The 11,101-nt window shown below is 68.1% G+C and carries 13 protein-coding genes and 2 pseudogenes; 8 read left to right on the top strand and 7 right to left on the bottom strand.

The annotated features are described in order from the left end of the window. Positions 1–549: helix-turn-helix domain-containing protein (locus BLR04_RS36995; protein ID WP_425413472.1), on the bottom strand; the 549-nt coding region annotated here is incomplete at its 3' end. Between BLR04_RS36995 and BLR04_RS42155 the strand changes: the two are divergent. Then, positions 431–1,070, top strand: a pseudogene (locus BLR04_RS42155) (Tn3 family transposase); the annotation flags it as partial. The gene BLR04_RS36995 and the pseudogene BLR04_RS42155 sit on opposite strands and share 119 nt — an antisense overlap. A 16-nt stretch (positions 1,071–1,086) precedes the next feature. Here the strand turns inward: BLR04_RS42155 and BLR04_RS36985 are convergent. Further along, positions 1,087–2,007: a helix-turn-helix transcriptional regulator gene (locus BLR04_RS36985; RefSeq protein WP_090773834.1), complete on the bottom strand. Its 921-nt coding sequence runs from the start codon at positions 2,005–2,007 to the stop codon at positions 1,087–1,089. A gap of 177 nt (positions 2,008–2,184) precedes the next feature. Here BLR04_RS36985 and BLR04_RS36980 point away from each other — a divergent pair, with 177 nt between their 5' ends. From BLR04_RS36980 to BLR04_RS41520, 6 genes and pseudogenes are all read left to right on the top strand, one after another. Further along, positions 2,185–3,024 (top strand): SDR family oxidoreductase, encoded by an 840-nt coding sequence (locus BLR04_RS36980; RefSeq protein WP_090773833.1) that lies wholly within the window; start codon positions 2,185–2,187, stop codon positions 3,022–3,024. Positions 3,025–3,062: 38 nt separating this feature from the next. Beyond that, the gene (locus BLR04_RS42150) at positions 3,063–3,509 is read left to right on the top strand and encodes an SDR family oxidoreductase (RefSeq protein ID WP_245740963.1); all 447 of its coding nucleotides are present in this window, start codon (positions 3,063–3,065) and stop codon (positions 3,507–3,509) included. 119 nt (positions 3,510–3,628) lie between these two features. Continuing rightward, positions 3,629–3,838, top strand: coding sequence for a Rossmann-fold NAD(P)-binding domain-containing protein (locus tag BLR04_RS42145; protein ID WP_245740962.1), 210 nt, complete (start codon positions 3,629–3,631; stop codon positions 3,836–3,838). A gap of 196 nt (positions 3,839–4,034) precedes the next feature. Next, a pseudogene (locus tag BLR04_RS42930) lies at positions 4,035–4,139 on the top strand (zinc finger domain-containing protein); the annotation flags it as partial. Positions 4,140–4,611: 472 nt separating this feature from the next. Continuing rightward, positions 4,612–5,319: a hypothetical protein gene (locus BLR04_RS36965; protein ID WP_143022380.1), complete on the top strand. Its 708-nt coding sequence runs from the start codon at positions 4,612–4,614 to the stop codon at positions 5,317–5,319. Positions 5,320–5,563: 244 nt separating this feature from the next. Then, positions 5,564–5,734, top strand: a complete 171-nt coding sequence (locus BLR04_RS41520) for a hypothetical protein (RefSeq protein WP_218129311.1) — start codon at positions 5,564–5,566, stop codon at positions 5,732–5,734. A 206-nt stretch (positions 5,735–5,940) separates the two neighbouring features. Here the strand turns inward: BLR04_RS41520 and BLR04_RS36955 are convergent, their stop codons facing one another. Next, on the bottom strand, positions 5,941–6,681 hold the full coding sequence (locus BLR04_RS36955) for an SDR family NAD(P)-dependent oxidoreductase (protein ID WP_090773831.1): 741 nt from the start codon (positions 6,679–6,681) through the stop codon (positions 5,941–5,943). 158 nt (positions 6,682–6,839) lie between these two features. Here BLR04_RS36955 and BLR04_RS36950 point away from each other — a divergent pair, with 158 nt between their 5' ends. Further along, positions 6,840–7,385: a TetR/AcrR family transcriptional regulator gene (locus BLR04_RS36950; RefSeq protein WP_245740961.1), complete on the top strand. Its 546-nt coding sequence runs from the start codon at positions 6,840–6,842 to the stop codon at positions 7,383–7,385. Positions 7,386–7,593: 208 nt separating this feature from the next. Here BLR04_RS36950 and BLR04_RS36945 read toward each other — a convergent pair whose 3' ends face one another. The 4 genes from BLR04_RS36945 to BLR04_RS36920 form a co-directional block, all read right to left on the bottom strand. Further along, positions 7,594–8,298 carry an aldo/keto reductase gene (locus BLR04_RS36945; protein WP_090773829.1) on the bottom strand — a complete coding sequence of 235 codons (705 nt, stop codon included), beginning with the start codon at positions 8,296–8,298 and terminating at the stop codon, positions 7,594–7,596. A 16-nt stretch (positions 8,299–8,314) separates the two neighbouring features. Further along, on the bottom strand, positions 8,315–8,743 hold the full coding sequence (locus BLR04_RS40175; protein ID WP_143022379.1) for a hypothetical protein: 429 nt from the start codon (positions 8,741–8,743) through the stop codon (positions 8,315–8,317). Between the two features lie 588 nt (positions 8,744–9,331). After that, entirely contained in the window at positions 9,332–9,691 is a 360-nt protein-coding gene (locus tag BLR04_RS42140) for a DUF4158 domain-containing protein (protein WP_245740960.1), read from the bottom strand. A 403-nt stretch (positions 9,692–10,094) separates the two neighbouring features. Continuing rightward, entirely contained in the window at positions 10,095–11,057 is a 963-nt protein-coding gene (locus tag BLR04_RS36920) for a helix-turn-helix transcriptional regulator (RefSeq protein ID WP_090773826.1), read from the bottom strand. Between the last annotated feature and the right edge of the window lie 44 nt (positions 11,058–11,101).

Here is an 11,101-nt window from a genome sequence, read left to right as displayed (position 1 = left end):
GTGATCGGCGCCCACCGGGAACCTGTCGCGGGCGAAGTTGCGCATCCGCGGCGGCGCGGCCAAGGGGTCGCCCAGCAGGGCGGCCCACCCGTGGTTCCGCCACACCAGTTCCCAGTCCGCCGCGAACACGGCAACAGGTACGTCTCCGAGGCGGACGAGCATGCGTTGCATGCCGGGCGGGAGATGGTCGCAGATCGTGCCGTCCGCCGGCGGCACGATCCCGGCCGGCCGGTAGAGGTGGTCCCGCTCGGCGGTGGACAGCTGAAGGGCGCGCGCCAGGGACACCAGCACCGACGCCGAGGGTGTCGTGGCCCGCCCCTGTTCCAGGCGCACGACGTAGTCGACCGACACTCCGGCCAGGTCGGCCGGCTCCTCGCGCCGCAGCCCGACAGCCCGGCGCTTGCGGACGACCGGCAGCCCGGCTGCCGACGACCAGCGGTTCTGGCGGGCCACGCTGCCCGAGATCGAGACGGGCACGTACGGCGCGGTGGAGGAGTTGGCCCGCAACCGCGTGAACCTGAACAAGGTGATCACGCACTGGCCGGACATGCTGAAGGTCGCCGGATCCCTGGTCACCAACCAGGTTTGGGCCTACGACCTGCTGCGGATGCTCGGCCGGGAGAGCCGGCCGATCCCGCTGGGGCAGGCGTTCGCCGAGTACGGGCGGATCGCCAAGACCGAGCACCTGCTGCGCGTGGTCGACCCCCCGGTCGACGACACCTACCGGCGGCAGATGAACCGGTAGCTCACCGTGCAGGAGTCCCGCCACAAGCTCGCCCGGGACGTGTGCCACGGAAAGCACGGCACGCCGCGACGGCATGGAGGACCAACTCGGCGCGCTCGGCCTGGTCCTCAACGCCGTCGTGCTCTGGACCACGCGGTACATCGACGCCGCCGTCGCCCAGCTCCAGGCCGAGGGCCACGACATCCGCGAGGAGGACATCGCCCGGCTCTCCCCGCTCAAGCACAAGAACCTGAACCTGCTCGGCCGCTACAGCTTCACCGCCTCGACCCCGGCCGCTGGCGCGCTGCGCCCGCTGCGCAACCCGGACGCGCCTGAGCTCCCGCGCGAACAGGTGAGTCGCTTCAAAGGTCGTGGCTTACTCGCTGGGCTTGTCTGGCCTCCTGGGCCGCGGCGCTGGTGGTGCCGGCTGTGGGGGCGTTCCACCGGGCCAGTAGGCGCATGGCCGTCTCGGACGGGCTGCCGGGCTCGGTGTTGTAGATGAAGAGGATCTGGTCGGGGTCGTCTGCGGGGGTGAGGGCCTGGTAGGTGACGGTGAGGTCGCCGACGAGCGGGTGGTGGTAGTCCTTGGTGCCGGTTGTGCGCCGGTGGACCTTGTTGTCCGACCAGAAGCGGCGGAATTCCTCGCTGCGTATGGACAGGTCACCGACGAGGGCGCTCAGGGCCGGGTCGTCGGGGTGCCGGCCCGCGTCGAGGCGGAGCATGGCGGCGGTGTCGGCGGCGACGCGGGGCCAGTCCCGGTACAGCTCGCGCGCGTGGGGGTCGAGGAAGACGAAGCGGGCCTGGTTCCGCTCGGCCGCGGGGAGCGCGCGGAAGTCGGTGATCAGCCGTCCGGCGAGTGGGTTGTGGGCCAGCACGTCGAGGCGCAGTCCGAGGACGAAGCCGGGGTGGCCAGTCTGCTGGAGGGTGTCCAGCAGGTCCCAGGTGGCGGGGTGGACGCGCTGGGGGCGGGGGCGTCGGCGGGCGGGCCGGGGCCGTGGCCGGGCGAGGGTGTGCAGATGGCTGCGCTCTGCGTCGTCCAGCCGGAGGGCGGTGGCGAGCGCGTCGAGGACCTCGGTGGAGGCGCTGCGGCTGCGGCCCTGTTCGAGGCGGGTGTAGTAGTCCACGCTCACCCCGGCCAGGCGGGCCAGTTCTTCGCGCCGCAGCCCGGACACCCGACGCTGGCCCAGAAGCGGCTCGTCCAATCCGGCCTGCCGCGGGCTGAGCCGGGCGCGGGCCGAGCGTAGGAACTCCGCCAGCGGGCTGCTGGTGTTGTCACGGTCCATACCACCCAGTATCACGCCATTCCACAGGGCGGCGCGCCGCGAGGGGTGCCCAGTTTGTCCCCCGATCAGGCGGGCCCCTTTGCGGCCTCTTTTGCCTGCTCAGAGCTGGTTCAGTGGATGTCAGAGCCCGCCACCACAAGGGGTGGCCGGGCAAAGTAAACGGTATGGAGACATCTCATGGCAACGTGGTTCATCACCGGCGGATCGCGCGGGCTGGGACTGGAGATCACGCGGGCGGTGCTGAACGGCGGCGACAACGTCGTGGTCGCTGCCCGTGACCCGCGCAAGCTGCCGGACGAGCTGCGCCGGCACGACCGCGTCCTCGGTGTCGCCCTCGACGTCACCCGCAGCGAGGACATCACCGCCGCCGTCGAGACGGCCTTGGAGCGCTTCGGCATGATTGACGTCCTCGTCAACAATGCCGGTCGTGGCCTGCTCGGCGCGCTGGAGGAGATCACGGACGCCGAGGCGCGGTCCCTGTTCGATCTCAACGTCTTCGGGCTGATCAACGTCACCCGCGCGGTCCTGCCCGCTATGAGGGCGGCCGGAGCCGGAAAGATCGTGAACATCGGTTCCCGTTCCGGCTTCGAGGGCGAGCCCGGGGTGAGCATGTACAGCGCGTCGAAGTTCGCGGTGGCCGGTATCAGCGAGGCGCTCGCGGTGGAGCTGGAGCCGTTCGGAATCCAGAGCATGGTCGTGGAGCCCGGGGTCTTCCGCACCGACTTCCTCGACGCCAGCTCCCTGTCGACCGCGGTCGAGCGCATCCCCGCCTACGACGGCACGCCGGCCCACACCACCCTGGACTGGATCGACACCGCCAACCACACCCAACTCGGCGACCCCGTCAAGGGCGCCGCTCTGATCTACGAGGTGACCGGCCAGGACAGGCTGCCTGGGCACCTGGCACTGGGGCGCGACGCGATCGAACGCCAGCTGGTCAAGATCCGCAGCATTCAGGACGACCTCGCGGCCTGGCAGGACAAGTCCGCCGCCACGGCCTGCGACGACGCCGCCTGACCACCCCGACCGATCCCTGGAAACAGGAAGGATCTCTGATGACGAACCTGCTGATCGGCCTGCCGCTGGACGGCCGCGTGGCCGTGGTCACCGGCGCCTCCAGCGGCATGGGCGAGGCCACCGCACGCCGGCTCGCTGAACTCGGAGCCTCAGTCGCCGTCATCGCACGCCGCCAGGGAAAGCTCGCCGCCCTCGCCGCAGACATCACCGCAGCCGGCGGAAAGGCCATACCCCTGTCCGTCGACGTCACCGACAGGGCAGCCGTCCTCAGGGCCGCCGACCAGGTGGCGGACACGCTGGCACCAGCGGACCTGGTGTTCAACAACGCGGGCGTCCAGCTGATCTCCGCCATCGACGAACTCAAGGTCGACGACTCGCAGCGGCAGATCGATCTCAACGTCACGGGCGTGATAAACGTGATCGCCGCTTTTCTCCCGCACCTGACTGCCGCCGCCGAGAGAGGGGATGCCGCCGACCTGGTTTAATGCCTCCTCCATCGCGGCGACGCGCATCCTGGAGCAGTTCTCGATCTACTCAGGGACCAAGGCGCACATCAGCCACCTCACCCGTCTCACGTGTCGAACTGGGCCGGAAGAACGTGAGAGTGAGCGTCATCGAGCCCGGCATGGTCGACACCGAACTGCCCGACCACGTCACCGACCCCGACGCCAGCGCCCTGATGGCCGGCCTGCTCCACGACATCGAGTGCCTGCGCAGCACCGACATCGCAGAGACCGTTGCCTTCATCCCTTCCCTGCCCCGACATGTCAACATAAGCGAGCTGACCATCCTGCCCACGGCCCAGCCCGTATAGCGCGACAAACAGGCGGTGTGTGCTTGACCTGCCGCATCGCTCCAAACCCGAGTCACGCACGGTCATTCTCATAAATGCTCATCTGTGATGAGTTCTGCGAGAGCTCCGGCGGAGATCCCGTTTCCGCAGGTCGCCGTGCGCAAAAGCCCTCTCGAAACCCGCATGTTGTGCGAGGCACTTCTGAGAGGCTGCCGCCATGGATCTCACGCCCGATCAGGCCGCATTCACGGTAGAACGTCACGACTGCCCGAACTGTGGCGCCCCCGCCGGCAGCGCCTGCCGCACCCGGAGCGGGAAGACCGCCGCGAAGTACCACACCCCCCGCTTCGTCCTCGTTCCCGCGCTCCGTGAGGAACTGGAGATCCCCGTCCCCGCCAGCACCCGGGCCTCGCGTGGAAACAGGGCCCGGCGCTCGCCGTCGTCCCCGCGCCCCTCACCGAGCGGCCGGTCCGCATCGGGTACACCAGGACGTCGACCGCCCGGCAGGAGCTGGCGAGCCAGCTCGGAGCCCTCCACCGGGCGGAGTGCCACAAGGTCTTCAAGGAGCAGATCAGATCCCTGCGACGGCGAAGAGCATCAGTGGGAGGCGCAGCTCTGGACCTTCGACCGCCGCCGGGCCCGTGCTGCCGCCCCACCAGGAACCCACGGCCCGCAGCACCCAGAGATCCGTTCAGCGAGGCTGAACGATACGGAACGTCAGCATATGGAGTGGTGTGATGAGTCGAAGGCGCAGAACGTGGCGATGGTTGCCGGCCATAGCCGCAGGGTTGGTCGTGGTCGTGGTCGCCGGTGTCGCGGTGGCCTTTCCGTCGGTCGCCGCCACGATCTGTCCCGGCTGTTACGGCCTGAAACAGGTCAGGCCCGGCCTGTATCTGGAGCCCGGGCTGCCGCCGACACGGGAGCGGCAGGTGGCCGAGGTGATCGATGCGGCCAACCGCCGGGTGGCGGATTTCTATGGCGGACGCCGGAGCTCTCCCGACATCCTGACCTGCGTGACCGCCACGTGCTACCGGAAGATCGGCGGTGGCGGGGAGCGTGGGATCGCCGTGCTGAACCGCGCGGTCATGCTGTCACCGAACGGCATCGATCGGGTGATCGCCTCACACGAGATGGCACACGTCGAGCTGCACGCCCGCCTAGGATCCGATGCCGGACTCATCCCGCAATGGTTCGACGAAGGATTGGCCGTCGTGGTCTCCGATGACCCGCGCTACCTGAAGCCCGAGGGAATCGGTGACCGGTGCCGGGTGGCCGCGCAGGGAGCCCTGCCCCAGACGCTTGACGACTGGCTGCGCACCGCGAAAGCCGACCAGGACACCTATGCCAAGGCCGCCTGCCGGGCGAGCCAGTGGCTCCAGGCGAACGGTGGTTCCAAAGCCGTCCTCGAACTGATCGAGCACATGACCGCTGGTGGTGACCTGCCCGCCTCCCTGGCAGCCGCGACGCGTGAAACACCTTCGACAGCGGCACCGGCTGGGTGACATCGTTGCGGGTCGCCCTTCCAGGAGGACTCCGATGACAGGTCCGTCTTCGGCACGCCACGGCGGCAGCTCGACCTATCGCACTGGCGAGCACCCTCAACGCCGACCATATCCACGATAACGATCCTAAAATGCGATCCACGTCGTACCCCAGGGCGCGCCCGCCTGCCGATGGCGTTTCATGAGCGGTCACCTATGACACATCACCCGTGGCACCTTCGGCACCCTGCTGTACTTCTTGGCCGTGTACTTCCAAGGTGTGCACAGCTACGACGCGCTGGCCACAGGGCTGGCGTTCCTGGTGCCGATGGCGGCCATCGCAGTCGGCTCGCAGGCCGCAGGCAGGCGGGCCACCCGGTACGGGATCCGGCGGTGCTGGTCGCCGCGCTGGTGGTGGGCGGCGTCGGCGCTGTGATCGTCGGCATGACCATGGCCACCGGCGCTTCGTACGCGGCGCTGGTCCCCGGTCTGCCAGATAACGAAGGTTATCCAAGAACCGGTCACGCCCCGCTCTGAATTGCCAGTGGTGCGGTTGTCTCAGCCGGACGCCTGCAGTCCGCCTGAGCTGATGTCAAGCGGGCCCCGCAGGCGGCAGGCCACCACGGCCCAACGTGCTCCGACTCAGGCGGCGAATCCGCCGTCCACCAGGATGGAGTTGCCGGTGATATGGCGACCGCCGGGGCCGGCAAGGTAGGCCACCATGCCGGCGATGTCCTGCGCTTGTCCGTAGTGGCCGAGGGCGATGAAGCCGCGGAGAAAGTCAGCTGCGGGTCCGTTGGCCGGGTTCATGTCGGTATCGGTCGGGCCGGGATCCACGATCACCGCGGTGATGCCACGCGGCCCGAGATCGCGGGCCAGTCCCTTGGTGAGGCCTGTCAGCGCCGACTTGCTCATCGCGTACAGCGTCATTCCCGGTCCAGGCAGCCGTTCGGTCAAGCAGCTGCCGATGTTGATGATCCGGCCTCCGTCGGTCATGTGCCGAGCCGCTGTCTGCGCGGCGGCGAACACGGCCCGGATGTGGATGTTCAGAGTGCGGTCGACGTCCTCCATCGTCACCTGCTCCAAGGGGCCGGACGGGAACACACCCGCGTTGTTGACCAGGATGTCGAATCGGCCGAACTCGACAGCGGTCGCCTCGATCGCGCCCTGCACGCCCTCGGGATCGGCACTGTCGGCCTGGATCGCGAAGGCTCGTCCGCCGAGCGCCTGGATGTCCTTCTCCACACCATGTGCTTGGTCTGCCGCGCTGTGGTACGTGAAGCCGACCGCCGCCCCGTTCCTGGCCAGCGTCCGAGTGATCTCTGCCCCGATGCCCCGGCTGCCGCCCGTGACGAGCGCCACCTTGCCTGCTAGATCGTTCATGCCATCCCCCATTTCTGTGTCGATTGACACAGAAATATCGCACGACATTAGGGCACGTCAACATATTTGTGTTACGATCGACACAAAAATGAGGGAGGCTTATGGGGCACCGGGGCAGACCGCGCGGCTTCGACCGAGACGTCGCGCTCCGGAAGGCAATGGAAGTGTTCTGGACGCACGGCTATGACGGCGCATCGATGACTCGCCTCACCGCCGCCATGGGCATCGCCTCACCCAGCCTGTACAGCTGCTTCGGCAGTAAGGAAGGCCTGTTCCGGCAGGCGGTCGAATTGTACGGGTCGACGGTGGGCGCCCCGGCGCAGCGTGCCCTGGAAGAGGCGCCGACGGCCTATGAGGGCATCCGCGCGATGTTGCGGGCCAACATCGTCACGTTCACCGATCCGGATCAGCCGCCCGGATGCATGGTCGTCCTCGCGGCAGCGGCAGGCAGCGCGCGCAACGAAGAGGTCAGCGCCTTCGTGACCGAGCGCCGGCAGGCCGTGCGCGAGCTCTTCCTGCAACGGCTGAGCCGCGGCGTGGCGGCGGGCGACGTGCCGGCCACCGCGAACCTCGACGCCCTGGCGGCCCTGTTCACCACGGTGCTTCACGGGTTGGCGATTCAGGCTCGCGATGGTTCGAGCCGCGAGGAACTGCACGCGATCATCGAATCAGCTATGCTCAGCGCCCCCACGGCCGACCGGTAGACCTGCGGGAAGTGGACCGCGGCTCAAACAGGCAGCGCACGCTGCTCACCCCGGCCCAACTACCCAGACGTCGGTCTCCTCTGGCTCTATGACGCAGCTCACGCAGCGGCGCGCTCGTCGTACGGGCGTCGGTGGAGTCTTGCCCGCGTGATCGCGGGCTGGTCATGGCCCATACCCAGCCGGCCGACCCGTCGGCCGATCCCGCACGTCAGGCCGCGGAACGCTCGGCGACCGGCCGGCGACGCAGGCTCACGGTCGAGACGGCCGGTGGGGTGTAGGCGGCCTGGTTGGGGCCGGCGTCGGTGCCAGGCGGGGCGATCTCGTCGATCCGGTCGAGGATCTCGTCGTCCAGGGTGACGTCCGCGCCGGCGAGCAGGTCGTCCAGCTGCTCCATCGTGCGCGGTCCGATGATCGCCGAGGTGACGCCCGGGTGGGTCATCGGCAGTCCGGCCTTCTCGGCGAGCGGGATGAGTTGTTCGACCGCTTCGAGCTTGCGCTCGTCGCTGAAGTACTGCGGCGTATAGCCGGACCGGTGGGTGTCGGTCTGCGCGCCCTTACGGTGGCGGCCGGTGAGCAGGCCCTGGCCGAGCGGGCTCCAGACCAGGGTGCCCATCCCGTAGCGCTGAGCGATCGGCAGGACCTCGCGTTCGATGCTCCGGTTGACGATGGAGTACGGCGGCTGCTCGGTATGGAAACGATCGAGGCCGCGCCGCTCGGCGACCCACTGCGCCTCGACGATCTCCGAGGCAGGGAAGGTGGACGTCCCGATCGCGCGTACCTTGCCGCTGTGGATCAGGTCGGACAGGGCGGACAGCGTCTCCTCCACGTCGACCGTCGGGTCGGGGCGGTGGATCTGGTAGAGGTCGAGGTGGTCGGTCCGCAGGCGGCGCAGGGAGTTCTCGACCGCGGTCATGATCCAGCGCCGTGAGTTACCCCCGTGGTTCGGCCCAGTCGCCGGCCGTGCCGCGATGCTCGGGCACCACCTCGCCGCGCGGGTAGTAGGTGGTGTTGCCCGCCTTGGCGTAGCGGCGGATCAGCTCCAGCGCCTCGATCACCGGCTGGTAGGCATTGTTGTTGCTCTTGAACTCCAGCGTGTCCAGCAGCGCGATCAGGCCGCGCCGGTAGTGGTTGGTGTAGGAGGCGCGCAGCGTGGTCTGAACCGTGATGCGGCAGGCCGGGCCCTTGGTCTTGAACTCGTGCACCAGATCCTTGAGCGTCTGCTCGCCGCCGGTGACGGCCGGGAAGATGACCTGGCGGACCGGTTCGTCGGGGTGGCCGAGGGCGGCGTCGGCGACCTTGAACAGGATGTTCTCCTTGCCGGTCACCCGCTTGAACGCGTTGATCAGCTCCCTGGTCATCTTGCTGTCGGCTCGCGCCTTGATCCCGGTGCACCGTAGCGATCAGCAATTCCGCCAGTGTGTCGGTGATCTCCCGCTCCCGCTCCTGCATCAGCGCCGCCAGCAGCAGGACGGTCAGCTCACGCGGGTGCGTGCGCATGTGCGAGGGCGCCTCCACCGCCGCCCGAACTCGCCAGGCGGCCAGCACCTTGGGCGCCACGTCGGCGAACAAGCCGGGCGGCAGCTCGATCGCGCGCACCGCCGCCAGCTTGCGGATCTCAGTCATCATCGACTCCAGGCTCACGTTGCCCGGCGCGGACTTGATGAACGCCAGCACGTCGAAGTCCTCGTCGTCGTCCTCGGCAGCCCTCTCGCTCGTGGGGCCCTGGCCGACAGGGGCCATCTCGGCCACCGTGGGGGGGTCAGCGTCGAGGCCGACCAGTGCGCAGATGCGCTGCGTGATCTCGGGACTCAACCGGGAGCAGATCCGCACCGACCAGGTGACCTCCGTTGTGCAGGGCCGAGGCCACCATCCGGGAGATCCGCCCCGGCGTCGGCGGCTCGATCCGCTCCTCATGCAGATGCTTGAGCAGTTCCTCCCACACCCGCTCAGGCCGACGCTCGGCGTGCGCGATGTTCTCGGCCAGCCAACCAGCCAGCTTGGTGGCGTCCGCGGTCGTGCAGGTGCGAAAGCCCAGGTGCGGTGCGGATCTGGCTGCGGTGGTACTCGATCGTGGAGCCGGACCACTCGTAGAAGCCGAGCTCTGAGGCCGGCACCTGCACCTGCTTGGCCACATGCTGGACCACGTCATCCGGCAGCTCCGAGCGACCGCGCGGGAACCGATCGTGCGGCGTGTAGAACTTCAGCAAGATCACGAAGCCGAGTCGCGTGGCGTCCCGTTTCCCGGCGATGAGATCGCGCTCTTCGTCCAGGATCGTCCAGTGCTCGACCAGCTCGTCGATGTGCATCGGGGGGTGTTTCATGACCGCCCAGCATTGACCAGGCCAGTCACGACAAGATCAACACCGTTTGGGGCTCATAGCACGTTTCTTACTGGCACCCCCAGTAGCAATGAAGAAATTTTCAACGAAGTAGCGAACTGCGGCAATGGAGGAGTTTGACTCCGGAGGCGAGCTGGTGATCACTGCCGCTACGTTCGTTCCGGTTTTGTCCGGTACGGCACGGTGAGTGGTGCGTTGTCAGAGAAGATGTTCTCCGAGGAGCAGCCGGAGCAACTGCGCTCTGCACGCTGCCGTGGCTCGGGTTCGTGCCCGACGATGTGACCTCGGCGCCGCCGGCGGCCTTGGCCCGGTCGCGGAGCGGCTGGGCGTGGCGCCGGCCGCTTGGTATCCGCGGGTGGCGTCGGAACGCTCAGTGTGACGTGTCAGCGGACCGGTCCTGGACTACGTCGGCTCCCCAACTGGCCAGCAATCGCAACGACTCCTCAGACGGCGATCCGGGTTCGGCGTGGTAGGTGCTCATAAACTGGTCCTGGTCGCCAGGGAGGGCGAGGGTTTCGTAGCGCAGGGTCAGGTGACCCACGAGCGGGTGCGTCAGACGGATGGTGCCGTGAGTCTTCTTCTTGACATCGTGGGCGGCCCACAGCTTGCGGAAAGCCTCGCTCTTCATGGAGAGTTCGCCGATCAGTGACGCAAGCTGCGTGTCGTCCGGGTGCAGGCCCCCCCACAGTCGCAGTTGTCCCACCACGTCCTGGGCCTTGGTGTCCCAATCGGTGAAGAGCTTGCGGGATGCGGGGTCGAAGAAAGTAATCCTGGCCCAGTTCCGGTCCTGCGGGGCCCTGGCTGTCCAGTCCCCGAAGACGGCGGAGGCGGTCTGATTCCATGCCAGCACATCGGATCGGCGGCCCCACACGTAGGCCGGGACTCCTTCCATGGCTGTCAGGAGTTCCCGTACTTCGGGTCTGACTTGCTGGCGTGGGGGGACCAGGTGCTTCTCCGGGCGTCGTTTGGGCTGGGCCAGGCGCAGGAGGTGGGCGTGCTCGGCGTCGGACAGTCTGAGGACGCGGGAAATCGCGTCCACCACCTCGCGTGAGACGTTGCGGGCGTTCCCTTGTTCGAATCGCGTGTAGTACGCCGCGGAGACTCCGGCGAGCTGTGCCAGTTCCTCGCGTCGCAGGCCCGGGACACGGCGCCGTCGGCTGTAGTCGGTGAGTCCGACGTCGGCCAGCTTGAGGCGATCACGGCGGGTTCGCAGAAAATCGCTCAGTTCGGCGCGTGGGTCGAGGTCCTCGTGCGGCTGCTGCTGAGGTCCGGGTTTCGGGGCCGGCTTCGCAGCCCCCGAAGCCCCGGTATGGGCGGCGTGGTGGGTTGCCATGTTTCGAGTATCGCCCGGTTTATGCAGCTCAGCCTGTCCCTGTC

The organism is Nonomuraea maritima, assembly GCF_900100395.1.
Taxonomy (GTDB): Bacteria; Actinomycetota; Actinomycetes; order Streptosporangiales; family Streptosporangiaceae; genus Nonomuraea; species Nonomuraea maritima.
The sequence above is the reverse complement of the archived record's forward strand: the minus strand, read 5'-3'. Positions and strand labels throughout refer to the sequence as shown.

Coding starts and splice junctions, on each gene's coding strand:
- BLR04_RS36985 (WP_090773834.1), bottom strand. CDS start 2,007: ATGGACCGTGACAACACCAGCAGCCCGCTGGCGGAGTTCCTACGCTCG.
- BLR04_RS36980 (WP_090773833.1), top strand. CDS start 2,185: ATGGCAACGTGGTTCATCACCGGCGGATCGCGCGGGCTGGGACTGGAG.
- BLR04_RS42150 (WP_245740963.1), top strand. CDS start 3,063: ATGACGAACCTGCTGATCGGCCTGCCGCTGGACGGCCGCGTGGCCGTG.
- BLR04_RS36955 (WP_090773831.1), bottom strand. CDS start 6,681: ATGAACGATCTAGCAGGCAAGGTGGCGCTCGTCACGGGCGGCAGCCGG.
- BLR04_RS36950 (WP_245740961.1), top strand. CDS start 6,840: ATGGAAGTGTTCTGGACGCACGGCTATGACGGCGCATCGATGACTCGC.
- BLR04_RS36945 (WP_090773829.1), bottom strand. CDS start 8,298: ATGACCGCGGTCGAGAACTCCCTGCGCCGCCTGCGGACCGACCACCTC.
- BLR04_RS40175 (WP_143022379.1), bottom strand. CDS start 8,743: ATGACCAGGGAGCTGATCAACGCGTTCAAGCGGGTGACCGGCAAGGAG.
- BLR04_RS42140 (WP_245740960.1), bottom strand. CDS start 9,691: ATGCACATCGACGAGCTGGTCGAGCACTGGACGATCCTGGACGAAGAG.
- BLR04_RS36920 (WP_090773826.1), bottom strand. CDS start 11,057: ATGGCAACCCACCACGCCGCCCATACCGGGGCTTCGGGGGCTGCGAAG.